The organism is Ruegeria sp. HKCCA5426, from assembly GCF_013034585.1.
Classification (GTDB): domain Bacteria; phylum Pseudomonadota; class Alphaproteobacteria; order Rhodobacterales; family Rhodobacteraceae; genus Ruegeria.
In genome coordinates, this window is sequence record NZ_WQGH01000007.1 from 89,098 (window position 1) to 112,532 (window position 23,435).

Genomic DNA, 23,435 nt, shown 5'->3' on the forward strand with positions numbered 1-23,435 from the left:
TACTTGGCTTCAGGATAAACAGTTGCATGATTGTTCAGTTGCCTTGGGCAGCACAGTCGCAAAACCAGACTTCATTTCAGAAAGGCTGGGATTAAGAAACGGGCCGAGCATACAGGATTGGGAATTCGAAGTTGTAGATTCCACCGATCTAGGTGTTTATCTTAAACTGTTTGATGAAATGTCTGGTCGAGAAGACATTCGCTTTACGTTGGCGGATATGATCATCCAAGCATTTGACGAATCCGGGCTTGATTTAAAGACAAACCCAGAATGGCAAGAATTTCTCAAGACTCTTTCCCGCGAAATAGACATTCATGCGTCGCAGATCTGGTATTGGGCGAACTGGGAAGTTCAACTCGAAGACGCTTGGGATGTTACACCCTACATGCGTTCTTTGTGCCAAACCCATTTTGCTTCTGAGACTTAGCTCGCAAGCATTTTATGAACATACTACAACCAATCCCTCAGTATCGGAATCAGCGGCACATCCGCCGCGGGCATCGGGTAGTTCCGCAACTCATTAGCCCGCACCCATTTCAACGCCTGCCCTTCTTTCGACTGCGGGATACCCTCCCACTTGCGGCAAGCAAACAAAGGCATAAGCAGGTGGAAATCGTCATAGCTGTGGCTGGCAAAAGTCAGTGGCGCAAGGCACGAGGCCCAGGTGTTGATGCCCAGTTCTTCCTCCAACTCGCGGATCAGGGCGACCTCGGGGGTTTCGCCGGGTTCAACCTTGCCGCCGGGGAATTCCCACAGACCAGCCATGGATTTGCCTTCCGGGCGCTGCGCCAGCAGCACCCGGCCTTCAACGTCAATCAGAGCGACAGCAGACACTAATACTGTCTTCATGAACGATAATCCGCGTTGATCTCGATATAGCCATGGGTCAGATCGCAGGTCCAAACAGTGGATGCGCCCTCGCCCAGCCCCAGATCGACAGCGATCACCAGATCCTGACCTTTCATATAAGCGGCCGCGTCTTCCTCGCGGTAGTCAGGGCTAACCCAGCCTTGCTCGGCCACCAGAATATCGCCGAAAGAAATACTCAGCAGGTCGCGGTCGGCGGCGGCACCGGATTTCCCGATGGCCATGACCACGCGGCCCCAATTGGGGTCTTCGCCCGCAATCGCCGTTTTCACCAGCGGTGAGTTGGCAATCGCCAGCCCATGCACCTTGGCATCCGCGTCCGAGGCCGCGCCGGTCACACGGATTTCCACGAACTTCGTGGCCCCTTCGCCGTCGCGCACCACCTGCTGTGCAAGGTCCAGCATCACAGCCTCAAGCGCCTGCGCAAAACTCGCGTTGCCAGTGGCATCCACACCCGAGGCCCCGGTTGCACATAACAATAGGGTATCCGAGGTCGAGGTATCGCTGTCCACGGTAATGCAGTTGAAGGTACGATCCGTCTGCGTGCCCAGCATCGACTGCAGCGCCGATTGCTCGACCAAGGCGTCGGTGAAGATGTAAACCAACATCGTCGCCATATCCGGCGCGATCATACCAGAACCCTTGGCGATCCCCGCAATAGAGACTGTTTTTCCATCAATCTCAACCTGCGCCGAGGCCCCCTTGGGGAAGGTGTCGGTGGTCATGATCGCCCGCGCAGCATCCTCGATCGCGTGGCGGCTGAGGCCCGATTTCAACGCTTCAAGCTGGGCGGTGATCTTGTCATGGGGCAGCGGCTCACCGATCACGCCAGTTGACGAGGTGAATACCCGTTCCACCGCAACACCAGTGGCTTTGGACACGGCTTGCGTCAGCTCGGTCACCGATGTCCGGCCGTGATGCCCGGTGAACGCATTGGCATTGCCTGAATTCACAAGGATCGCCGCCGGGCCATCGCTGGCCCCGCCGATTTTGTCCTGACAATCAAATACGGGTGCCGCGCGGGTGGCCGAGCGCGTGAACACCCCCGCCACCGAGGTACCGGGATCCAGCACCGCCAGCATCACATCTGTCCGGCCCTGATAGCGCACGCCCGCTTCAACCGTGGCAAAGCGCACCCCGTCAATCGCGGGCAATTCAGGAAACGCCGCCGGAGCCAGCGGCGAAACTTTGGTGATCGTCGCCACGGTCGCTTACTCCTGAATCAACTCTATCTGGCGAACGACGTCGGGGCTTACCCCTTCCAGTTCGGGCCGCTCGATCTGTGCTGCCTCAGTCAATTCTTCGATACGGGCCTGAATCGCTTCGTTTTGAACCGTCTGTGTCAGTTCATCGCGAATAGCGTCCAGCTCCGGGGCTTCGGATTTGCGTCTGTCATTCAATGTCACGACGTGCCAGCCGAACTGGGTTTGCACCGGGTCGGAAACCTGACCTTGCTCCAGTTCCAGAACAGCGGCCTCAAACTCGGGCACCATCTGGCCTTTGCCGAACCATCCCAGTGAACCGCCATTGGGTCCCGACGGGCCTGTCGATTTCTCTTTGGCCAGTTCAGCAAAATCCGCGCCGTCATCAAGCTGTGTCTTGATTTCCTTTGCCTCGTCTTCCGTCGCCACAAGGATGTGGCTGGCGTTGAATTCATCCTCGCCCTCAAACTGCGCATACTGCGCGTCGTAGGCAGATTGGATGGCTTCCTCGGTAACCGCATCCTCGACCAACGCATTCACGGTCTGAACTGCCAGCAACGACCGGGTCTCATTCGCCAGCGCAAGGGCGTTCAATTTCGTCAGCGCTTCCTGCTGCTGTCCCAGCAATTGCTGCTGAACCAGTTGCTCGATGATGAAGTCGTACAGAACATCGTCTTCAATCTGCTGATAGTTGGGCGGCAGGGTCGCAACAGTGGCGATGACATGGCCCAAAGTGATCTCGTCCCCGTTCACGCGGGCAACAACCGTACTGGCATCAGGCTGTGTTTCGGCGGCCAGCGGCAGGGCCATCATGGCAGTCAGGGCCAGAGATGGCAGAAAAGTGAAGCCTTTGGGCATTGAATCATCCTATTTCTTTGCCACGACGGGGCGCAGCGTTGACACTCAGGAACCTGCCGCTTACATCGCTTTGAAGCCTTGGACAGGGCCGCCTTTCACCCCCCGTATCTATGGGTTGCGCGCAAGGTGGGCAAGCCTGTCGCAACCAAGACAAGAACAGATCCGCTGGAGTGAACATGCTGGGACTCGGAACGCTCGCCAAAAAGGTGTTCGGAACACCGAACGACCGCAAGATCAAGGCGACCCGCCCGCTGATCGAACAGATCAATGCGCTGGAGCCCGAGTTCGAGAAATTGTCCGATGAAGGTCTGATCGAAAAGACCGCCGAGCTGCGCAAACGCGCGCTGGACGGCGAGAGCCTGGATGCCCTTCTACCCGAAGCCTTTGCCAACGTCCGCGAAGGGGCCAAGCGGGCCTTGGGTCTGCGCGCGTTCGACGTGCAGTTGATGGGCGGGGCCTTCCTGCATCAGGGCAACATCTCGGAAATGAAAACGGGTGAGGGCAAGACGCTGGTCGCCACTTTCCCCGCTTATCTGAACGCACTGACCGGCAAGGGCGTTCATGTTGTTACGGTGAACGAATACCTGGCCAAGCGCGACTCGGAATGGATGGGCAAGGTGTTCGGCGCTGTCGGCATGACCACTGGTGTTATCTGGTCGGGCCAGCCCGATGCCGAGAAAAAAGCCGCCTATGCCTGTGACGTGACCTACGCCACCAACAACGAACTGGGCTTTGACTATCTGCGCGACAACATGAAGGCCGATCTGGCCGAGATTTATCAAGTCCACCACAATTTTGCGATCGTGGACGAGGTTGACTCGATCCTGATTGACGAGGCTCGGACGCCGCTGATCATCTCGGGCCCGTCACAGGATCGGTCCGAGCTTTATACCACGATTGATGCGCTGATCCCGTCCTTGCAGGACGACCATTTCTCGTTGGACGAAAAATCCCGCAGCGTGACCTTTACGGATGAGGGCAACGAGTTCCTCGAGCAGCAACTGATCGCCGGCGGACTGATCCCCGAAGGCCATTCGCTGTATGATCCTGAAAGCACCACGGTTGTTCACCATGTGAATCAGGGCCTGCGCGCGCACAAGCTGTTCACGCGCGACAAGGATTACATCGTGCGTGATGGCAACGTAGTTCTGATCGACGAATTCACCGGCCGTATGATGCCGGGCCGCCGTCTGTCGGAAGGTCTGCATCAGGCCATCGAAGCCAAGGAAGGTGTGCCTATTCAGCCGGAAAACGTGACGCTGGCCAGCGTGACCTTCCAGAACTATTTCCGTCTGTATGACAAGCTGGGCGGTATGACCGGAACCGCGTTGACAGAGGCCGAAGAATTTCAGGAAATTTACGGTCTGGGCGTGGTCGAGGTTCCGACCAACAAGCCGATCGCCCGTGCGGATGAAGACGATCAGGTTTATCGCACCGCTGGAGAAAAATACGGCGCGATGATCCAGGAAACAAAGGAAGCGCAGGAACGCGGGCAGCCCGTCCTTCTGGGCACCACCTCGATCGAAAAGTCTGAGCTTCTGAGCCAGATGCTGACGAAGGAAGGTGTCGAGCACAACGTCCTGAACGCGCGTCAGCACGAGCAAGAGGCGCAGATCGTCGCCGATGCAGGCCGGTTCGGTGCCGTCACCATCGCCACCAACATGGCGGGCCGCGGCACCGACATTCAGCTTGGCGGCAATGTCGAGATGAAGGTCCTGCAGGCGTTGGCTGAAAATCCCGAGGCCGACCCTGCCGAGCTTCGCTCTGCCGAGGAATCCCGCCACGCAGAAGAGAAAGATAAGGTTCTGGCTGCAGGTGGTCTTTATGTCATGGCGTCCGAACGCCACGAAAGCCGCCGCATCGACAACCAGTTGCGCGGCCGTTCCGGCCGACAGGGTGATCCGGGCCGCACCGTGTTCTACCTGAGCCTTGAGGATGACTTGATGCGCATCTTCGGGTCGGAACGTCTGGATAAGGTCCTGCACACGCTGGGCATGAAGGAAGGCGAGGCAATCATTCACCCTTGGGTGAACAAATCGCTGGAACGCGCGCAGTCCAAGGTCGAAGGGCGCAACTTCGACATGCGCAAGAACGTCCTGAAATTCGACGACGTCATGAACGATCAGCGTAAGGTGGTCTTTAGCCAGCGGCGCGAGATCATGTCGTCGGATGACCTGTCCGAAATCGTGTCGGATATGCGGGAACAGGTGATTGACGACCTGATCGATGAATACATGCCACCAAAATCCTACGCCGATCAGTGGGACACCGAGGGTCTTCATGAGGCGGTTAAAGACAAGCTGACCATCGACGCCCCCGTGCAGGACTGGGCAGCCGAAGAAGGCGTAGATGACGAACAGGTGCGCGAACGCCTGATTAATGCCTCGGACGAGATGATGGCGCAGAAGGCCGCAGCCTTTGGCCCCGAGAACATGCGCAACATCGAAAAGCAGGTGTTGCTGAACACGATCGACAGCAAGTGGCGCGAGCATCTTCTGACGCTGGAGCATCTGCGCTCGGTCGTGGGATTCCGCGGTTACGCCCAGCGTGACCCGCTGAACGAATACAAGAACGAAAGCTTCCAGTTATTCGAAGGCATGTTGGACAGTCTGCGGGAAACTGTAACCCAGCAATTGTCGCGCGTCCGACCGCTTACCGACGAAGAACAGCGCGAGATGTTGGCGCAAATGCAGGCGCAGCAGGCACAGGCGCAACAAGCCGTCGATCAGGCGGTGGATCAGGCCGAAGCAGAGGCCGAGGCAGAAGCCTCGGGTGATGCGCGCCCCGGCTTTGTCGAAGATGACCCTAGCACATGGGGCAACCCGTCGCGCAACGACAGATGCCCCTGCGGATCAGGGAAAAAGTTCAAGCATTGCCACGGTCGTCTGACCTGACGCCGACGTAATTCAGACACAATGAGTCCGTTTCACGGCCACATATTGGCCGTGATTCATCTCCAGTATGCGACTCGCTCCTTCAACTGGGGAGGGTGTCTTGTTTGTAATTAAGAACTACGTGACCACCGGGGGCACGGTCGCCTGCGCCCTTGCGATCGGTTACCTGATGCAGAATGGATCACCTGCGCAGCCGAACGGCACGCAGACCGTTGTCAATGCGACCGCAATGACAGACCAGGCTTCGATCATCGCCGGGCTGGAGGATATTGTTCTGACCTCCTCGTCTCCAGCCACGGACGCGACCCAATCCAGAAAATCCCTGCAACCCAACCGTTCGGCCCCCTCAGAACCGATGGATTGCAATCTAAGCGCGCGGGCGCATGCCGTTCCGGGTGCAGCCGCCGCGCTGACTGTCAGGGCGCCCTGTCACGCCAATCATCGGGTTGACGTGCTGCACAGTGGCCTGACCGTGACGCAGATGACCGACGAAAACGGGCGGATGGAGCTGACGCTTCCGGCGTTGTCCGAATATGCAATCTTTCTGATCTCGGTCGACGATCAGAATGGTACGGTCGCAACCACGCATGTCCCGGACCTGAACCAATACAACCGGATTGCCCTTCAGTGGACGGGCGAGACCGATCTGCAAATCCATGCCCTTGAATTTGGGGCAAGCTATGGCGGCGCGGGTCATGTTTCCCCTGATCCGAATGCGCAGGGCGCGGGCAATGTCGTTACTCTTGGCCATTCCGGTCTGGAAAGCGCGCGCAATGTCGAAGTGTATTCCTTTCCAGCCGCTCAGATCAGCCAGTCAGGGTCAATTGCCCTGACGGTCGAAGCCGAAGTGACAGACGCCAACTGCGACCGCGATCTGAGCGTTCAGTCCTTTGAATTGCGCTCGGATCGCCGGCTGACATCGCGCGAGATGACGCTCAACCTGCCGAATTGTACACAAACGGGTGAGTTTCTTGTGTTGAATAATCTGATCGAAGACCTGACAATCGCCGCAAATTAAACGCAGGCAGGCTCGATCTTCTTATGACCTTTCTTCGTGTGGCGGTCGCTGCACTTATTTCGCTGACGCTATCCAAAAACGTGTCCGCGCAGGATATCACCCTGACATCCCATGACGGTAAGGTTGAGGTTGTCGGTAACCTGCTTGGCTTTGATGGTGAGTTCTATCGGGTGGACACTCCGTTCGGAACGCTGACCGTTGATGGATCAGGCGTCACGTGTGACGGCCCAGCATGCCCCAGCCTGACTGATTTCGTGGCAGAGGTGCGTTTCTCAGGCTCGTCCGTGATGGCCGAAAAAGTTCTGCCGGCACTGATCACAGGTTTCGCCCGGCAAGAGGGGTTGCTGGCCACGCCTCCTGATTCCGAGTCTGGCAACCTCGTGATCGAGCTCCAGAAAACGGGTCGGAATGCACCGCTGGGGCGGTTCTTTTTCAGCGCACACAACACAGGGCAGGGTTTTGTCGATCTGACCAATAACGAGACCGACATCGTGATGGCCCTGCGCGAAATACGCGATGATGAGCAAACCGCGGCAGAGGCGGCCGGTCTGGGCGACCTGACCCATGTGCGCCGGTCGCGTGTTGTGGCATTGGACGCGCTGGTCCCGATCGTTGCAATGGATAATCCCGTGCGGCAGATTTCCCCAACCGATCTGGTTCGGGTTTTTGCCGGAGAGATTATGAACTGGGCCGAATTGGGGGGGCCGGATGCGCCGATCTCAACCCATTTGCCTAGTGCTGGTTCAGGACTGGCCCAGATTGCCGAGGACCAGTTGTTTGTGCCATCAGACGCAGCCCTGTCGGAAAGCGTGGTTCGCCATATTCACAGCGGTTCGCTTGTGCAAAAGGTGGCAAAAGACCCGTTCGCCGTCGGGTTGGCAAGTCAGGCTGAACTGGACACTGTTCGTGCGCTGCCGTTGACCGGGGGGTGCGGTCATGCGCTTTCTGCCACGCGGCAGACTATCAAGACCGAGGATTATCCCCTTACTTCGCCCATGTTCCTGTATCTGCCCAACCGCCGCCTGCCCCGGATCGCAAGGCAGTTTCTGGCCTATACCCAAAGCGATGCGGCACAGTTACAGATCCGAAACTCTGGTTTTGTCGATCAAGCCCCGGAAATGATGCAGATCGGGTTACAGGGGGATCGGCTGGCAAACGCCATAGCGTCAGGCGGCCCCGAGGTCGGGCTGGACGAATTGCAGCGCATGATCGAAACGCTGCGTCCCCTCTCACGCTTGTCACTGTCCTTTCGGTTCGAGGCGGGATCGTCCCGGCCTGACGCGCAATCGCGGTCCAACATACGGCAGCTGGCACAACAGATTGAATCCGGGGCATTCGATGCGCGCAAGCTGACCTTTGTCGGGTTCAGTGATGGCGACGGTCCCGCCGCAGGCAATGCACGTATCGCCCTGCTGCGCGCGAAAACGGTTCGCAATGCAGTGCTGGCAGCCGTTGAGACCACGGTGCCAGACAGTGTCGAACTGAATGTGGATGCATTTGGTGAAGCGATGCCAATGGCCTGCGATGAGACGAATTGGGGCCGCAAAGTCAATCGCCGGGTCGAGGTCTGGGTCGAGTGACAGCTACAGATACCCTTGGGAGCGGAAACTCAGCTCATTTGATTTTCCGATGATCAGGTGATCGTGCAGCGTCAGCCCTAAGGCCGTGCAGGCATCCTGAATTCGGTTTGTCATGTCGATGTCCGATTGCGAAGGCGTCGGATCACCCGAGGGATGGTTATGCACAAGGATCAGGGCCGAGGCGTTTAGCTCAAGCGCGCGTTTGGCGACCTCGCGCGGGTAGACTGGCACATGGTCCACCGTGCCCTTGGCTTGTTCCTCATCCGCGATCAGCACATTCTTGCGGTCCAGAAAGAACACCCGAAACTGTTCAGTCTCGCGGTGCGCCATGGTTGTGTGGCAATAGTCCAGCAAAGCATCCCAGCCGGAAATCACGTGCCGCTGCATCACCCGCGCCCGTGCCATTCGGTGGGCGCAGGCTTCGAGTATCTTGAGGTCGGTGATCACCGTATCGCCCACGCCTTTGATCTGCCGCAGCCGTTCTTCTGGCGCAGTCAGAACGCGGTTGAAATCGCCGAATTTGTCCATGAGGGCACGCGCCAGAGGTTTAACATCCTGCCGAGGGATCGCGCGGAAAAGGACCAGTTCCAGCAACTCGTAATCCGGCATGGCAGCCGAACCGCCAGCCATGAACCGTTCGCGCAGCCGCTTGCGGTGATCCTTGATATAAGACGGCAACTTACCCGTCGGCAAAGGTTGCACCGGGGCTTCGTCAACGTCGAACAATGAGGGGGCTTCGGCAAAGGCATCCTGAGTCATACTCAAAGATTGGCTCAGAATCAGTTTCTGAATGGTTAACGCGCCTCGCCCGCCATGCGCGCAGTGGCCCGTCGGACAATCAGGTGCAAAAGGATGGAAAATACCCCCAGCGTCAGCATCGCAGCAAACATCAGATCGGTTTTGGCGCGCCCATTGGCCAACAGCATCAGATAACCCAACCCTTGCGAGGACCCGACCCATTCGCCGATCACCGCCCCGATCGGAGCATAAACGGCCGCCAGCCGCATCCCCGAGGCCAGCGACGGCAGCGCGGCGGGTATACGAATGTGCCACAACACGGCACGGGGGCTGGCCTGCATGGTGCGCGCAAGGTCCAGATACCCTTGTGGCGTCCGCATCAGCCCGTCAAAGAAGGAGGACGTGATCGGGAAGTAGATGATCAACACGGCCATGGCGACCTTGGACCACAACCCGTATCCCAGCCACAGGGTCAGTAAAGGTGCCAGCGCGAAAACCGGCAAGGCTTGGGTAAAGACCAGCATCGGCTGCACCAACACCCGCGCCGCGCGTGAATTGGCCAGTTGCAGGGCGGTCAGAACGCCCAGAACCGTCCCAAAGGCCAAACCGATCACCACCTCAACCGCCGTAATCCACGTGTGTTCCGCGATGATCCAGCGATTCTGCCACCATGTCTCGGCAACCAATGCCGGGCCGGGCAGGATGAATTTCGGCAACCCGGTCAGGCTGACGAACGCCTGCCAAAGAGCCAGCGCAAACACGGTTGCAGCAAGGGCCGACAGGATCTTCATGCAGCCTCTCTCAGCAGTCGCAACAAAGCACCCTGCGTTTCCAGCGTTTCCAGATCATCCACATGGCGCGGCGCAGGCGCGGTAGGGGGATCGCATGAGGTCAGCCCCTGCGGTGTCATCACCACAATGGATTGACCCAGCCGCGCGGCCTCGCCCGGATCGTGGGTCACCAAAAGAACGGTCCTGCCCTTCAGCGCATCGGCGGCAAGGTCCTGCATATCGGCTCGTGTACGCGCATCCAGGGCCGAGAACGGCTCATCCAGCAAAACGATGGGCCGATCCTCCATCAGGGTTCGCGCCAACGCGACCCGCTGGCGTTGCCCCCCGGACAGTTCTGACGGTCTCTTGGCCATGTGATCCTGAAGCCGCATCCGTTCGATCAAACGGTCCCTGCGTTCGATATCGGGTGTCTCACCGCGCAGCCGCGCGCCCAATGATACGTTCTGCGCAACTGTCGCCCACGGCAACAACAGATCGTCCTGCGCCATATACGCGACGCGATCCGCCACGGTCTGACCATCACTTGCGGTAATCTGGCCCTCGAAATCCGCGCCCGTTTCTAGCCCTGCGATCAAGCGCAGGACTGTGGTCTTTCCAACACCCGACCCCCCCAGCAAACAGGTCCACTGTCCCGACCCAAGGGTCAGGCTAAGCGGCGCGAACAGCGTCGCTCCGTCAATGGTGGCCGTGCCGCCTATGGTTAGATCCGGTGCAGGGGTCATGGTGTCAGGCCCATTTGCCAGAAATTGACCTCTAGCTCTGTGGCGGTTCGGAAGGTCTGGCACAGCCTGTCCCACCGGGGCGAAGTTTCAAAATCCGGTCCAATACGTCGTGTTAGAGCCTGGTCCAGCAATGATCCCACCGCCTTGCATGCCTCTTGATAGTCCGGGCCTGCATAGGTGTTGATCCAGTCGCGATAGGTCTCCGACGTAGCCTCGGACGCCAGACGCGCTCCGATCTCACCATAGCCCATAACGCATGGCGCAAGAGCCGCCAGCAGGTCCAGCAGATCGCCGCTGTAACCCGCCTCGAGCACAAACCGCGTATAGGCCAGATTCTCGGCACGTTCAGGGGTGGCGAATAGTTCCTCGCCCGAGATACCTTCGGCCTCGCAAATACCAATATGAAGCTGCATTTCCTCGGCCACCAGCGCGTTCACGGTACCGACTGCAGTCAGCATCTCGGAATGGGTTTCCGATTTCACCACCGCCAAGGCCCAGGCACGAGAAAAGTGGATCAGAAACACATAGTCCTGACGCAGATAGTGCAGGAACGCGTCACGCGGCAGGTTTCCGTCCTTCAGCCCTTCGACAAAAGCGTGGCGGGTATAGTCCCGCCACGGCCCTTGCGCCGCGTCGCGCATCAGCGCGAAGGCCTTGCCGTACTCGCTCATTGCGCAGTCACGTCGATGGTGATGTCGCTGACCGGGTTGATGCTGTCGATCATGCCGCTGTCCTTGAGGAATTCTTCGAACCGGGCATAACGGCCAGCGTCAAAACCCGCTGGACGCAGGGCAAAACGGGGCAGAGTGTCGACCCATGCGCGTGCATTCAGTTCGTCCTGCAGCTCAGGCGACGTGGCGGCGAAAATCTCCCAGCTTTTTTCGGGGTTGTTGACGATGTACTGGGTGGCTTTCTCGGTCGCTGCCAGAAAACGGGCGATCATGTCGGTGTCCATCCTGTCGGGATTGGCGACATAGATCAGTTCATCATAGGGCGGAACGCCTTCTTCCTCGATATAGAAGCAACGGCCTGCGACGCCTTCGATATCCATCTGGTTCAGCTCAAAGTTACGGAACGCGCCGATCACAGCATCGACCTGACCGGTCATCAGCGACGGCGACAGCGAAAAGTTGACGTTGATCAGCTCGATATCGTCCAGTGCAACACCATGTGCGTTCAGCATCGCCGTCAGGATTGCCTCTTCCACACCTGCGACCGAGAATCCGACCTTCTTGCCCTTGAGATCGGCAAGCGATTTGATCGGGCCGTCCTCAAGCACCAACAGACAGTTGAGCGGCGTCGCAACCAAAGTGCCCACCCGCTTGAGCGGCAGCCCCTCGTGGATCTGCAGATGCAGTTGCGGTTGATAAGACACGGCCAATTCCGCCTGACCCGCAGCAACCAGACGCGGAGGCGCAGACGGGTCCGCAGGTGGGACGATCTCGACCTCAAGCCCCTCATCTGCGAAGTAGCCATTTTCCTGAGCGACGATGATGGGACCGTGATCAGGGTTGATGAACCAGTCCAGCAGCACGGTCATCTTGTCCTCGGCCCATGCAGGCGCGGCGGCCAGCAGAGCGATGGCTGTGATCAGCTTTTTCATGTCTCACGTTTCCTTCTGTTCACGAGGTTGCGGCCGCGACGAGGACAATCTCGCCGGACCAATCCGGTTGTAATTCTTCAGCGGCGCGCCAGGCGCGCAAACCTGTGGCGCAGCACAAAGCCAGTGTTTTCTCTTTGTTAGGCTCTGATTTTAAGGCGTTGAGCGACAGGCGCCGCGCATTCGGATGCACGGGTTTCGGTGCTTCGTCTTCGCCGCGTAGTTCAACGATCAAGTCGTCCTCGGTCAGATCGCCCGGGGAGACAAATCTGAAATGCCGATCGGGCTCGGGCGCATTGTCAAAGCGAAAAGTGGTGCTGCGCAAGGTTCGCGCGTCGAACTGAACCATCTGACCCAAGGGCGAGGGGTCCAGCCCCAATATCAGGTTCAGCGTCATTTGCGCCTGCATCGCACCGATCATTCCCACAACGGGCCCCAAAACGCCCGCTGTTGCGCAACTTGCCCCATTGTCCGGCGCATCCGGAAACACAGCGCGCAATGACGGGGCACCGCCGCAGAACCCGCCGACATAACCCGACAGACCCAGAACCGACGCGGTGATCAGTGGTTTTCCCGCGCCAAAACACGTGTCGGACAGGATATAGCTGGCGGCGTAACTGTCAGCACAATCCAGAACCACATCTGCCTGCGCCACCAAGTCGGCTGCGTTTTCGCTTGTTAGGGCCTGTTCACTCGCAATTACGTTGATCTCGCCATTCAACGCGCGGCACCGTTCAGCAGCGACCGCAGCTTTGGGCCGCCCACAATCCGCTTCGGCAAACAACGTCTGGCGGTGCAGGTTTGACAAGGCAACCGTGTCACCATCTACAATCGTGATCTGCCCGATACCGGCACCGGCAAGTAGGGGAAGAACCGGTGCCGCCAGACCTCCGGCGCCAATCACGATAACCCGCGCGTCGGACAAGCGCGCCTGACCTTCGGCCCCGACTTCGGGCAACAGGGTTTGACGCGCGTAACGGCTCATCGCGTGACCTCGATCCATTGGCGCACGCGGGCTTCGGGGTCGGCGTTTAGGGTGATATCTGTCACGACCGAAACGATATCCGCACCCGCCTGCAATACGCCCAGTGCACGCTCCACACTCATGCCACCGATACCGACTAGGGGAATGTCGCCCACCCGTGCCTTCCACTCGATCACGCGCGGCAAACCCTGCTGTTCCCATTTCATTTTCTTCAGAATCGTCGGGTAGACAGGGCCAAGCGCCACATAATCCGGGTCCATCGCCAGAACACGCTCCAGCTCATCATCGTCATGGGTGGACACGCCCAGCTTCAGCCCAGCCTTACGGATGGATTTTAGATCGGCGTCGTCCAAATCCTCCTGACCCAGATGGATCCAGTCACACCCCGCATCAATGGCGGCCTGCCAATAGTCGTTCACTACCAGCACCGCGCCGTGTGCTCGACAGAGGTCCAGTGACGCAGAAATCTGTTCCCACACCACCTCATCCGGCTGATCTTTGATCCGCAACTGGACCAGTTTGACGCCCAGCGGCAACATGCGGCGCAACCAGTCGGAGTGATCGAAAATTGGGTAAAACCGGTCCAGCGTCATGACAGAAACGCCTTTCCGATCACTGGGGTCGAAGGCTCAGCCATATCTCGGGCCTCGATCGGATCGGCCTCATGCGCCAGTTGCCCCGCCTCGATCGCCAACATCATGGCTCGCGCCATCGCCGCCGGGTCGCCCGCCCGCGCCACGGCTGTATTGAGAAGCACGGCGTCATACCCCAACTCCATCGCGTGTGCCGCGTGACTTGGCAGGCCGATCCCCGCATCAATCACCAACGGGACATCAGCAAACTCGGCGCGCAGCGCGCGCAGCGCGTATTCGTTGTTCAGCCCGCGCCCCGACCCAATCGGCGCGCCCCAGGGCATCAGCACCTCGCACCCGGCCCCCAACAGGCGTTCTGCCACAACCAGATCGTCAGTGGTGTACGGGAAGACCTGAAACCCATCTCCGGTCAGGATGCGGGCCGCCTCGACCAATTGAAACACATCCGGCTGCAGGCTGTCGGTATGGCCTATCAGTTCAAGTTTGATCCACTTGGTATCAAACACCTCGCGCGCCATATGCGCCGTAGTCACGGCCTCTTTAACGGTATGGCAGCCAGCGGTGTTGGGCAGAACCAAAACGCCAAGGTCGCGGATAATTTGCCAAAACGTCTGCCCGGCACCAGATTCGCGCCGCAAGGACACGGTGGCGACCCCGGCTCTACTTTCCCGAAATGCTTTTTCTAGTATTGCCGGGCTGGGGTACTGCGCAGTCCCCAGCATCAATGGATTCGGCAGTTTGGTGCCATAGAACGTCTTCACCTTCAGCCCCCCTGCATCGGCGCAACAACTTCGACCCTGTCGCCGTCAGTCAGTTTATGGGCGACGCGTAGGGTCGACGGTACAAAGTCTTCATTCACCGCCGTCGCGACACGACCGGTAAACCCGCATTCCAGCAACAAGTCCGACAAGGTTTCGGCGCGCACCTCGCGTGGTTCACCGTTAAGCACGATCTTCATCGACCATCTCCGAATGTTTGTTCTCAAGCGCCAGATCAGCCACACCCTGCGCAAGTGCCGGGGCCAACAGGTAACCATGACGATACAGCCCGTTCGCATAAATCGTATGCCCCAGACGCCGAATGCGCGGCAGGTTGTCGGAGAAAGCCGGGCGCAGATCGACACCGATTTCCAGCACCTCCGCTTCTCCGAAGGCGGGGTTCAGCGCGTATGCGGCGCTTAACAATTCCAACATGGACCGCGCGGTGATGCGGCTGCTGTCCTCAGATTCGATCATTGTCGCGCCCAGCATGTAGACGCCATTGCCGCGCGGCACGATGTAAAGCGGCATCCGCGGGTGCAACAGGCGTACGGGCCGAGACAGGGTAACGTCAGGGCACCGGATCACAAGCATCTCACCCTTGACCCCACGAAGGTCATGCAATGTCTCGCGCGCGTGCAAACCCCGACAATCAATGGTGTTTTTCAAACCCGACGGGGCAAGTTTCTGATGAAATACCACATCCTCTGATTGCAAACGCCGATACAGGTCCAGCAGCGCGCGACGCGGGTCCAGATGCGCCTCGTTCGAAAAGAACAGGCCCTTAGGAAAACCCGCTAAATCAGGCTCTAATTCGACTATTTCCGGCTGATCGACGTCCTTAAATCCATGCGTCCGACGCGAGAACCGGCGCAAATCAGGCAAATCTCTTGAATTGGCAACAACCAGAGTACCGCGCCGATGTACCACGGTGCGCGTGCCCCACCATTCCAACGCGCCTTGCCCCAGGCGCAGCACTGGTTCCTCGGCATTTTCATACTCGCACCACGGAGCCAACATACCGCCAGCCCACCAGGAACACCCATGCGCACCCGGAGGGCCGCCGGGGTCAAAAACCTGCACCTTCGCGCCACGCGACACAAGCTCGCTGGCGACGGTCAAACCGGCAACACCGGCCCCTATGACCGACCAAAGCGTCATGCCGTCCACACCCGATGAAAGTGATGAACCGGCCCGTGGCCCTGTCCGATATTCAGCTCATCCGCCTTAGCGATTGCCCCCTGAAGATACTCATGCGCCTGCGCGACCGCATCGGGCAGTGCAAGACCTTTGGCCAATCCCGCAGCAATCGAGGATGACAACGTGCAACCGGTGCCGTGCGTGTTGCGGGTCTCAACACGTGGGGCTGTATATTCGCCAACAACGCCCGAAGCGTCCAGCAGTACATCGTGGCAAATATCCCCTACGCCATGACCGCCCTTCATCAATACGGCCTTTGCCCCCAATGCACACAAGCTACGCCCCTGATCCGCCATTTCCGCAGGAGACGTAGCCGCCGCGCTGCCCAACAGACACGCAGCTTCCGGCAAATTGGGCGTCAATACCGAAGCGCGAGGTAAGAGCACATCCCGCAAGGTTTGGACCGCGTCCTGCGCCAACAAGGCATCCCCCGACTTGGCGACCATCACGGGATCCAAAACAATCGGACCTTCAAAAGCTGCGATGCTGTCGGCCACGGTATGGATAATCTCAGGTGTCGCCAACATTCCAATCTTGATGGAACCAACCTTCAGATCAGTCAGAACAGCATCAATCTGCGCGGCGATAACCTCCAGCGGTATTCCATGCACGGCGGTCACCGCACGGGTGTTCTGCGCCGTTACCGCCGTAACAACACTCGCGCCAAACACACCCAGCGCCGACATCGCCTTAAGATCGGCCTGTATTCCGGCGCCGCCGCCGCTGTCCGATCCTGCAATTGTCAATGCAATAGGCGCCATTTGGTTGCTCCGGTTCAGTAGGGGCAACGGTGGCGTGGATAACGTCAGTAAACTGTACGACCGTTCCCTCCGCCGGTATTGCCCGGATCAGGTTCGATGGGTTGGCGCATTTGCACCTCTCAGCCCCATGATCAGGGCACCCCAACGGTTGGCGCAGAACATCTCAGGCGCGGTCGGATTAATCAAGAGGATTCTGCGAGGCTCTGCCTCGCGCTCCGGGATATTTTTGGCCAGATGAAGAACGGATCCCCTGCTTCATCTGGCCAAAAATATCCCGGGGGAGTCGCCCGAATGGGCGGCGGGGGCAGAGCCCCCTGACTGAAGGCTTCAGCCCTTCATCCCGTCCCAGAACGATTTCACCGAAGAGAAGAAGCTTTTGGATTCGGGATGATTGTCTTCGCCCAAGTCGTCGAACTCTTTCAAAAGCTCTTTCTGACGGCTGGTCAGGTTCACCGGTGTTTCCACCGCCAATTCGATGAACATATCCCCGACACCGCCACCACGCAGCGCAGGCATACCCTTACTGCGTAGACGCATCTGTCGGCCCGACTGACTTCCAGCCGGAATCTGCACGCGACCACGGCCGCCGTCGATCGTCGGCACCTCGATCGACCCACCAAGCGCGGCCTTTGCCATGCTGACGGGGACGCGGCAATAAAGGTTCACGCTGTCACGTTCGAACAGTTTGTGATCCGAAACCTCGACAAAGATATAGAGATCACCCGGAGGGCCACCACGCATCCCGGCCTCACCCTCGCCTGCCAGACGAATGCGCGTACCGGTTTCAACACCGGCAGGGATGTTCACGGACAATGCGCGCTCTTTTTCGACGCGGCCTGCGCCGCCACAGGATTTACAGGGATTCTTAATGATCTGGCCAAGGCCCGAACAGGTCGGACAAGACCGTTCTACCGTGAAAAAGCCCTGTTGCGCGCGGACCTTGCCCATGCCGGAACATGTGGGGCAGGTTGTAGGCTCGACGCCACTTTCCGCGCCCGAACCGTCACAGGCGGAGCAGGCAACTGCAGCGGGGACGTTGATGGTTTTCTGAAGCCCCGAGAATGCCTCTTCCAGCGTCACGCGCAGGTTGTAGCGTAGGTCTGATCCACGTGCAGCACGACGGCCGCCGCCGGCCCCGCCACGCTGACCACCCATGAAATCACCGAACAGGTCGTCAAATACGTCAGAAAATGCGCTGGAAAAGTCGCCCTGACCAAACCCACCACCGGGACGGCCACCACCACCCATGCCGTTTTCAAACGCGGCATGGCCAAAGCGGTCATAGGCGGCCTTTTTCTCGGCATCGCGCAGAACGTCATAGGCTTCGTTCGCTTCCTTGAACTGCGCCTCGGCATCCGGGTTGTCCTTGTTGCGGTCGGGATGCAATTCCTTGGCTTTCTTGCGAAAGCCTTTCTTGATCTCGTCCGCTGATGCGCCCTTTGATACGCCGAGCACATCATAGTAGTCGCGTTTTGACATCAGTATTTCCTTCTGCCTCAACGTAATCGGGCCGGCCCGACAACCGGACCGGCCCGAATTGGCCCGGTTACCCGTTAGTTACGCTTGTCGTCGTCCAGATCTTCGAACTCGGCGTCGACAATATCATCATCGCCCGGCGCTGCGTCTGCCGCTGCAGGCTCATCCTCACCTTCTTCGGCTTGCGCCTTGTAGATGGCCTCGCCCAGCTTCATGGCCGCTTCGGTGACGTTCTGGATGCCCGACTTGATCTTGTCGGCATTCTCGGTTTCCAGCTCGTCTTTCAGCGCGGCAATCGCCAGCTCGATGGCTTCGATGGTGGTCGGGTCGACCTTGTCGGCATGCTCTTCCATCGACTTCTCGGTCGAATGGATAAGGCTTTCCGCCTGGTTCTTGGCGTCCACCAACTCGCGGCGTTCCTTGTCGGCCTCGGCATTTTCCTCGGCGTCCTTGACCATCTTTTCGATGTCCGCGTCGGACAGACCGCCCGAAGCCTGGATAGTGATCTTCTGCTCTTTGCCGGTGCCTTTGTCCTTGGCCGAAACCGACACAATGCCGTTGGCGTCGATGTCAAAAGTCACCTCGATCTGAGGCATACCGCGCGGTGCGGGCGGGATATCTTCCAAGTTGAACTGACCCAGGATCTTGTTGTCCGCAGCCATTTCACGCTCACCCTGGAACACGCGAATGGTCACGGCGTTCTGGTTGTCCTCGGCAGTCGAGAAGACCTGAGACTTTTTTGTCGGGATGGTCGTGTTGCGGTCGATCAGACGGGTGAACACGCCACCCAGCGTTTCAATACCCAGCGACAGCGGGGTAACGTCCAGCAGAACCACGTCTTTAACGTCGCCCTGCAGAACACCGGCCTGAATGGCGGCGCCCATGGCAACCACTTCGTCCGGGTTTACGCCTTTGTGCGGCTCTTTACCGAAGAATTTGGTGACCTCTTCGATCACTTTCGGCATCCGGGTCATACCACCGACCAGAACAACCTCATCCACGTCGCCAGCCGACAGACCCGCATCTTTCAGTGCAGCCGCGCAAGGCTTCATCGACTTCTTGATCAGATCGCCCACCAGCGATTCCAGCTTGGCACGGGTCAGTTTCATGACCATGTGCAGCGGCTGGCCGTTGGCGCCCATCGAGATGAACGGCTGGTTGATCTCGGTCTGCGAGGTCGAGGACAGTTCGATCTTGGCTTTCTCAGCGGCTTCTTTCAGACGCTGCAGGGCCATTTTGTCGCTGGACAGATCGACACCGTGTTCCTTTTTGAACTCATCCGCCAGGTAATTGACGATGCGCATGTCAAAGTCTTCACCACCCAGGAAGGTGTCACCATTGGTCGATTTGACCTCGAACAGGCCGTCGTCGATTTCCAGGATGGTCACGTCGAAGGTACCACCACCAAGGTCATAGACCGCAATGGTTTGGGTTTCTTCTTTATCCAAACCATAGGCCAGCGCGGCAGCCGTCGGTTCGTTGATGATCCGCAGCACTTCCAGACCAGCGATTTTACCAGCGTCTTTGGTAGCCTGACGCTGTGCGTCGTTGAAATAGGCTGGAACGGTGATAACCGCCTGCGTGACTTCCTCACCCAGATAGCTTTCGGCGGTTTCCTTCATCTTGCCCAGAGTGAAGGCCGAGATTTGGCTTGGGGAGTACTTTTCACCACGGGCTTCAACCCATGCGTCGCCATTGCCGCCATTGACGATGGCATAAGGCACCATTTTCTTGTCTTTTTCGACTTCTGCATCATCCACACGACGGCCGATCAGACGCTTGACGCCAAAGATCGTGTTGTCGGGGTTGGTGACCGCCTGACGTTTTGCAGGCTGACCGACCAGTCGCTCATCTTCGGTGAAGGCGACGATCGAGGGCGTGGTCCGCGCCCCTTCGGCGTTTTCGATGACCTTCGGCTGCGAGCCGTCCATGATGGCCACGCACGAGTTGGTGGTTCCGAGGTCAATCCCGATTACTTTACTCATATGTTCAATCCCTTTCTCTTCAAGGCGATGTCCGAGGTCCGGACCCGTTATGGCACCCGCCCCCGATCTGATTTGCGCAATAGCCCTACACCATCACGCGTCCCGGCGTATATAAGGGCGGGACCAAAAGCCTGCAAGCGGTGTAAATCGCAGGTTTTCGGGATTCTGTGGCCTTTTTTCGCAAGGTTTTGGCAAGGATTGAGGATTCTGCGATGGCGCGGCTGATTTTGCGCGATTTCGACATCAGAAAAGCCTATCTGGACAGCACTGAACAAACAGGGCTGGTCGAGGTACTGCGCCCGATTCTGAAGTCCGCGCCTTTGTTCCGGCCTGTTACGCCCTCGGGCAAGGAAATGTCCGTTCGCATGACCTCGGCCGGATCGTTGGGTTGGGTGACAGATCGCGCGGGCTACAGGTATCAGTCGCAGCATCCCAAAGGGGTCAGTTGGCCGTCAATCCCCGAACCCATTCTTGCAGTCTGGCGCGATCTGGCCAGCGCGGAACGTGACCCGGATTGCTGCCTGATCAACTATTACGGCGAAAATGCCCGAATGGGGCTGCATCAGGACAAGGACGAAGCAGATTTTTCCTGGCCGGTTCTCTCAATTTCGCTTGGTGATGACGCCTTGTTCCGCATTGGCAACAGCGCCCGAGGCGGCAAGACCGAGTCAATCTGGCTCAACTCGGGCGATGTCGTGATTATGGGTGGCCCTGCGCGCCTGACCTATCACGGCGTGGATCGCATCCGGTTCGGGTCATCCAAGCTGTTGCCGAAAGGCGGAAGGATCAATCTGACCCTGCGCGTAGCCAGTTAGCGGCGCGCGTTCCAGCTCTGCGAGATTTGCTGGCGCGTGTAGAAAATTCCCAACAGACCAATCAGCAACAGCGTCAAGCCAACCCAGATTGGATATTCCCAGTTGGTGTTGCGCGGAAAATAGTTCCGAAACACAAATCCGCGGCACTGGTCGATGATATGAAACAACGGGTTCCACGCAAACATCGTTAACATGAAACCGCCCAGCGCGTTTGCCACGAACATCTTTCCCGAAAAGACCATGTTCAATCTGCGATAAATCGTGCTCAGAATCGTCGAAGTCGTTGGAAACCACGGCTTCAGGGCCATGAACACCACACCTACAGCGCACCCCGTGAACCAGGCCAATATCAGCATGTAGAACGCACCGCCTGGATCTTGAACTTCCAACGGGGCAACGACGACTATGTAACCGAACAGGATCACGAAAATGGATACCAACTGCGTATAAAGCGTTCCAAACGCGGCAGCCAACAGAACCACCATCATGTTCATCGGCGAATGCAGCATCATCGGGTTGTCGCCGGTACCAACACCGGACACTGCACCAACCGCTTTGACATGTGTGAGGAACAGAAAGATACCCGACAGCAGAAACAAAATGAACTCACCCCGAACCTTCGCAACGCGGGTCCCAAGAAAGGACATTATCAGGTAAAAGACAGTGAGCAGTGCCAGAACCTGAATGACATTCTTCACAATTGCGATAATTGCGTTGGAATGACCCGCGCGGATGTTGCGCACGACGGCGTGAAACACCAGTTCAGCCGTTGTGAACGCGCCACCCAAAAGGGTCTGATTTCGCTTAAAATAAAACACGCGTGCGTCGTTTCCTGCCCAATCGCCTGTAAACTGTCACGAAATTCTTGCCGATCCGTAACTGGCACATCATAAGGCCGACAGAATATTCAATCAACAAATCACAGGAACGGAGCATTTTTGTGACGTACGACGCCCTTATCCCCGTCATCCGCCGATTGGCTTTGGAAGCTGGCGACAAGATCATGGAAATCTATAATTCGGATGATTTCGACGTGAAGGTCAAATCCGACTCCAGCCCAGTGACCGAAGCTGATGAGGCCGCAGACGCCCTGATCTCGGCGGGTTTGCGCGACGCTTTCCCGGATATTCTGCTGGTGACCGAGGAACAGGCAGACTCGCACTCGGAAAAAGGCGACACGTTCCTGATCGTCGACCCACTGGACGGGACCAAGGAATTCATCAACCGCCGCGGCGATTTCACCGTGAACATCGCACTTGTTGAAAATGGCACGCCGACCCGAGGTGTGGTCTATGCCCCTGCCAAAGGACGCATGTTTTACACGCAACCCGACGGACAATCGGTTGAGGAAACCGGCGCGCTCGATAAGGACAATATCGGCGAAACGACCTCGATCTCAGTCTCTAAACCGGACAATTCCGCACTTTTGATCGTGGCTTCGAAATCACACCGGGATCAGGCGACCGAGGATTACATCAATAAGTATCAGGTGCAGGACAGCAAAAGCGCCGGCTCATCGCTGAAATTTTGTCTGGTGGCAACGGGTGAGGCCGATCTGTACCCCCGCGTCGGCCGCACGATGGAGTGGGACACAGCCGCAGGTCACGCCGTTCTGGCAGGCGCTGGCGGTAATGTGGTTCGCTTTGACGACCATACACCTCTGACCTATGGCAAGGACGGCTATGCAAACCCGTTCTTCATCGCCTACGCTCCGGGTGTTGACCTGAAGGAGGCCTGATGTCCGTTCTGATCGCCATTCCCGCCCGCTATGCCTCGACCCGCTATCCGGGCAAACCCCTGGTTCCCCTGACCGGAGCAAGTGGCAAAGCAATGACCCTGATTGAACGGTCATGGCGCGCGGCCTGTTCCGTATCCGGTGTGGACAAGGTGGTTGTCGCCACCGATGACGACCGCATCCGTGACGCGGCCGAAGAATTCGGGGCCGAAGTTGTCATGACCTCGGAATCTTGTGGAAATGGCACCGAACGCTGTGCAGAAACCCACGCCAATCTGGGCATGGGCTATGACATCGTGGTCAACCTACAGGGCGACGCACCGCTGACCCCGCATTGGTTCGTCGAAGACCTGATCGCAGGGCTGCGCGACGCACCAGATGCAGGCGTCGCCACACCGGTTCTGCGCTGCGACGGTGATGCGCTGAACAGCCTTCTGAACGATCGCAAGCACGGGCGCGTCGGCGGCACGACCGCCGTCTTCGCCGCAGATCACAGCGCCATGTATTTTTCGAAAGAAGTGGTTCCCTATACCGCCCAGACCTATGCATCGGCGGACGACACCCCAGTTTTTCACCACGTCGGCGTTTATGCCTATCGTCCCGATGCTCTGGCTGCTTACCCCACATGGCCCGTTGGCCCGCTGGAACAGTTGGAAGGTCTGGAACAACTGCGCTTCATGGAAAACGGGCGCAAGGTTCTTTGCGTCGAGGTTGAAGCCAAGGGTCGTCAGTTCTGGGAACTGAACAACCCGCAGGACGTGCCGAAACTGGAACAGATGATGGCCGCCATGGGGCTGGACTGACCGCAGTGTTTATCACAAGTAACCGACCCTTTTGGGCGGCAAGACAAATTGGAC

Annotated in this window: 24 protein-coding genes and 1 riboswitch; of the genes, 7 read left to right on the forward strand and 17 right to left on the reverse strand. The window is 58.3% G+C overall.

From position 1 onward, the window contains the following. Positions 1 to 22 precede the first annotated feature (22 nt). Complete coding sequence (locus tag GOV87_RS13120) at positions 23 to 427, forward strand: hypothetical protein (protein WP_171212088.1); 405 nt, start codon at positions 23 to 25, stop codon at positions 425 to 427. Positions 428 to 450: 23 nt separating this feature from the next. Here GOV87_RS13120 and mutT read toward each other — a convergent pair whose 3' ends face one another. The 3 genes from mutT to GOV87_RS13135 are packed head-to-tail and all read right to left on the reverse strand — an operon-like array spanning position 451 to position 2,927. Next, positions 451 to 849: an 8-oxo-dGTP diphosphatase MutT gene (gene mutT, locus GOV87_RS13125; RefSeq protein ID WP_171123890.1), complete on the reverse strand. Its 399-nt coding sequence runs from the start codon at positions 847 to 849 to the stop codon at positions 451 to 453. After that, positions 846 to 2,072 (reverse strand): bifunctional glutamate N-acetyltransferase/amino-acid acetyltransferase ArgJ, encoded by a 1,227-nt coding sequence (gene argJ / locus GOV87_RS13130; protein ID WP_171212090.1) that lies wholly within the window; start codon positions 2,070 to 2,072, stop codon positions 846 to 848. The genes mutT and argJ overlap by 4 nt, the downstream gene beginning before the upstream one ends. Before the next feature lie 6 nt (positions 2,073 to 2,078). Further along, positions 2,079 to 2,927, reverse strand: a complete 849-nt coding sequence (locus GOV87_RS13135) for a peptidylprolyl isomerase (protein ID WP_171123886.1) — start codon at positions 2,925 to 2,927, stop codon at positions 2,079 to 2,081. A gap of 176 nt (positions 2,928 to 3,103) precedes the next feature. Between GOV87_RS13135 and secA the strand changes: the two genes are divergently transcribed. From secA to GOV87_RS13150, 3 genes are all read left to right on the forward strand, one after another. After that, a complete protein-coding gene (gene secA / locus GOV87_RS13140) occupies positions 3,104 to 5,821 on the forward strand; it encodes a preprotein translocase subunit SecA (RefSeq protein ID WP_171123884.1) in 2,718 nt (905 codons plus the stop codon). Between the two features lie 100 nt (positions 5,822 to 5,921). Beyond that, on the forward strand, positions 5,922 to 6,839 hold the full coding sequence (locus GOV87_RS13145; protein WP_171212091.1) for a hypothetical protein: 918 nt from the start codon (positions 5,922 to 5,924) through the stop codon (positions 6,837 to 6,839). 23 nt (positions 6,840 to 6,862) lie between these two features. Continuing rightward, positions 6,863 to 8,419 carry a phosphate ABC transporter substrate-binding/OmpA family protein gene (locus GOV87_RS13150; RefSeq protein WP_171212092.1) on the forward strand — a complete coding sequence of 519 codons (1,557 nt, stop codon included), beginning with the start codon at positions 6,863 to 6,865 and terminating at the stop codon, positions 8,417 to 8,419. A gap of 3 nt (positions 8,420 to 8,422) precedes the next feature. Here the strand turns inward: GOV87_RS13150 and radC are convergent, their stop codons facing one another. The 13 genes from radC to dnaK form a co-directional block, all read right to left on the reverse strand. Then, a complete protein-coding gene (radC, locus tag GOV87_RS13155; protein ID WP_171212179.1) occupies positions 8,423 to 9,178 on the reverse strand; it encodes a DNA repair protein RadC in 756 nt (251 codons plus the stop codon). A gap of 35 nt (positions 9,179 to 9,213) precedes the next feature. Next, entirely contained in the window at positions 9,214 to 9,948 is a 735-nt protein-coding gene (locus GOV87_RS13160) for an ABC transporter permease (protein WP_171212094.1), read from the reverse strand. Beyond that, entirely contained in the window at positions 9,945 to 10,670 is a 726-nt protein-coding gene (locus GOV87_RS13165; RefSeq protein WP_171212095.1) for an ABC transporter ATP-binding protein, read from the reverse strand. The genes GOV87_RS13160 and GOV87_RS13165 overlap by 4 nt, the downstream gene beginning before the upstream one ends. After that, entirely contained in the window at positions 10,667 to 11,341 is a 675-nt protein-coding gene (tenA, locus tag GOV87_RS13170) for a thiaminase II (protein ID WP_171212096.1), read from the reverse strand. The genes GOV87_RS13165 and tenA overlap by 4 nt, the downstream gene beginning before the upstream one ends. Continuing rightward, the gene (locus GOV87_RS13175) at positions 11,338 to 12,273 is read right to left on the reverse strand and encodes an ABC transporter substrate-binding protein (RefSeq protein WP_171212097.1); all 936 of its coding nucleotides are present in this window, start codon (positions 12,271 to 12,273) and stop codon (positions 11,338 to 11,340) included. The genes tenA and GOV87_RS13175 overlap by 4 nt, the downstream gene beginning before the upstream one ends. A gap of 19 nt (positions 12,274 to 12,292) precedes the next feature. Next, a complete protein-coding gene (locus tag GOV87_RS13180) occupies positions 12,293 to 13,255 on the reverse strand; it encodes a HesA/MoeB/ThiF family protein (protein WP_171212098.1) in 963 nt (320 codons plus the stop codon). Further along, positions 13,252 to 13,848 carry a thiamine phosphate synthase gene (locus GOV87_RS13185; RefSeq protein ID WP_171212099.1) on the reverse strand — a complete coding sequence of 199 codons (597 nt, stop codon included), beginning with the start codon at positions 13,846 to 13,848 and terminating at the stop codon, positions 13,252 to 13,254. Before GOV87_RS13185 ends, GOV87_RS13180 begins: the two co-directional genes overlap by 4 nt. Beyond that, positions 13,845 to 14,609, reverse strand: a complete 765-nt coding sequence (locus GOV87_RS13190; protein WP_171124151.1) for a thiazole synthase — start codon at positions 14,607 to 14,609, stop codon at positions 13,845 to 13,847. The genes GOV87_RS13185 and GOV87_RS13190 overlap by 4 nt, the downstream gene beginning before the upstream one ends. Before the next feature lie 2 nt (positions 14,610 to 14,611). Beyond that, on the reverse strand, positions 14,612 to 14,806 hold the full coding sequence (gene thiS / locus GOV87_RS13195; RefSeq protein WP_171123862.1) for a sulfur carrier protein ThiS: 195 nt from the start codon (positions 14,804 to 14,806) through the stop codon (positions 14,612 to 14,614). Further along, positions 14,790 to 15,767, reverse strand: coding sequence for an FAD-dependent oxidoreductase (locus GOV87_RS13200; protein WP_171212100.1), 978 nt, complete (start codon positions 15,765 to 15,767; stop codon positions 14,790 to 14,792). The genes thiS and GOV87_RS13200 overlap by 17 nt, the downstream gene beginning before the upstream one ends. Next, entirely contained in the window at positions 15,764 to 16,567 is an 804-nt protein-coding gene (thiD, locus tag GOV87_RS13205; protein WP_171212101.1) for a bifunctional hydroxymethylpyrimidine kinase/phosphomethylpyrimidine kinase, read from the reverse strand. Before thiD ends, GOV87_RS13200 begins: the two co-directional genes overlap by 4 nt. A 47-nt stretch (positions 16,568 to 16,614) precedes the next feature. After that, a riboswitch (TPP riboswitch) is annotated at positions 16,615 to 16,721 on the reverse strand. Between the two features lie 173 nt (positions 16,722 to 16,894). Then, positions 16,895 to 18,046, reverse strand: a complete 1,152-nt coding sequence (gene dnaJ / locus GOV87_RS13210; protein WP_171123856.1) for a molecular chaperone DnaJ — start codon at positions 18,044 to 18,046, stop codon at positions 16,895 to 16,897. A gap of 74 nt (positions 18,047 to 18,120) precedes the next feature. Next, complete coding sequence (gene dnaK / locus GOV87_RS13215) at positions 18,121 to 20,028, reverse strand: molecular chaperone DnaK (RefSeq protein ID WP_171212102.1); 1,908 nt, start codon at positions 20,026 to 20,028, stop codon at positions 18,121 to 18,123. A 212-nt stretch (positions 20,029 to 20,240) separates the two neighbouring features. Between dnaK and GOV87_RS13220 the strand changes: the two genes are divergently transcribed. Beyond that, entirely contained in the window at positions 20,241 to 20,843 is a 603-nt protein-coding gene (locus tag GOV87_RS13220; RefSeq protein WP_171123852.1) for an alpha-ketoglutarate-dependent dioxygenase AlkB, read from the forward strand. On the opposite strand, the gene GOV87_RS13225 is transcribed toward GOV87_RS13220, so the two are convergent. Beyond that, complete coding sequence (locus GOV87_RS13225; RefSeq protein ID WP_171123850.1) at positions 20,840 to 21,661, reverse strand: ABC transporter permease; 822 nt, start codon at positions 21,659 to 21,661, stop codon at positions 20,840 to 20,842. The two genes, GOV87_RS13220 and GOV87_RS13225, sit on opposite strands and share 4 nt — an antisense overlap. 122 nt (positions 21,662 to 21,783) lie before the next feature. Here GOV87_RS13225 and cysQ point away from each other — a divergent pair, with 122 nt between their 5' ends. Together cysQ and GOV87_RS13235 are read left to right on the forward strand one after the other, a co-directional pair. Next, positions 21,784 to 22,581, forward strand: a complete 798-nt coding sequence (cysQ, locus tag GOV87_RS13230) for a 3'(2'),5'-bisphosphate nucleotidase CysQ (RefSeq protein WP_171212103.1) — start codon at positions 21,784 to 21,786, stop codon at positions 22,579 to 22,581. After that, entirely contained in the window at positions 22,581 to 23,381 is an 801-nt protein-coding gene (locus GOV87_RS13235; protein WP_171123846.1) for a manno-octulosonate cytidylyltransferase, read from the forward strand. Before cysQ ends, GOV87_RS13235 begins: the two co-directional genes overlap by 1 nt. The last annotated feature ends 54 nt before the right edge of the window (positions 23,382 to 23,435 follow it).

Excerpts from the sequence above, each read along its gene's own strand:
- mutT (WP_171123890.1), bottom strand. The coding sequence starts at position 849 with ATGAAGACAGTATTAGTGTCTGCTGTCGCTCTGATTGACGTTGAAGGC.
- GOV87_RS13135 (WP_171123886.1), bottom strand. The coding sequence starts at position 2,927 with ATGCCCAAAGGCTTCACTTTTCTGCCATCTCTGGCCCTGACTGCCATG.
- secA (WP_171123884.1), top strand. The coding sequence starts at position 3,104 with ATGCTGGGACTCGGAACGCTCGCCAAAAAGGTGTTCGGAACACCGAAC.
- GOV87_RS13150 (WP_171212092.1), top strand. The coding sequence starts at position 6,863 with ATGACCTTTCTTCGTGTGGCGGTCGCTGCACTTATTTCGCTGACGCTA.
- radC (WP_171212179.1), bottom strand. The coding sequence starts at position 9,178 with ATGACTCAGGATGCCTTTGCCGAAGCCCCCTCATTGTTCGACGTTGAC.
- GOV87_RS13160 (WP_171212094.1), bottom strand. The coding sequence starts at position 9,948 with ATGAAGATCCTGTCGGCCCTTGCTGCAACCGTGTTTGCGCTGGCTCTT.
- GOV87_RS13165 (WP_171212095.1), bottom strand. The coding sequence starts at position 10,670 with ATGACCCCTGCACCGGATCTAACCATAGGCGGCACGGCCACCATTGAC.
- tenA (WP_171212096.1), bottom strand. The coding sequence starts at position 11,341 with ATGAGCGAGTACGGCAAGGCCTTCGCGCTGATGCGCGACGCGGCGCAA.
- GOV87_RS13175 (WP_171212097.1), bottom strand. The coding sequence starts at position 12,273 with ATGAAAAAGCTGATCACAGCCATCGCTCTGCTGGCCGCCGCGCCTGCA.
- GOV87_RS13180 (WP_171212098.1), bottom strand. The coding sequence starts at position 13,255 with ATGAGCCGTTACGCGCGTCAAACCCTGTTGCCCGAAGTCGGGGCCGAA.
- GOV87_RS13185 (WP_171212099.1), bottom strand. The coding sequence starts at position 13,848 with ATGACGCTGGACCGGTTTTACCCAATTTTCGATCACTCCGACTGGTTG.
- thiS (WP_171123862.1), bottom strand. The coding sequence starts at position 14,806 with ATGAAGATCGTGCTTAACGGTGAACCACGCGAGGTGCGCGCCGAAACC.
- GOV87_RS13200 (WP_171212100.1), bottom strand. The coding sequence starts at position 15,767 with ATGACGCTTTGGTCGGTCATAGGGGCCGGTGTTGCCGGTTTGACCGTC.
- thiD (WP_171212101.1), bottom strand. The coding sequence starts at position 16,567 with ATGGCGCCTATTGCATTGACAATTGCAGGATCGGACAGCGGCGGCGGC.
- dnaJ (WP_171123856.1), bottom strand. The coding sequence starts at position 18,046 with ATGTCAAAACGCGACTACTATGATGTGCTCGGCGTATCAAAGGGCGCA.
- dnaK (WP_171212102.1), bottom strand. The coding sequence starts at position 20,028 with ATGAGTAAAGTAATCGGGATTGACCTCGGAACCACCAACTCGTGCGTG.
- GOV87_RS13220 (WP_171123852.1), top strand. The coding sequence starts at position 20,241 with ATGGCGCGGCTGATTTTGCGCGATTTCGACATCAGAAAAGCCTATCTG.
- GOV87_RS13235 (WP_171123846.1), top strand. The coding sequence starts at position 22,581 with ATGTCCGTTCTGATCGCCATTCCCGCCCGCTATGCCTCGACCCGCTAT.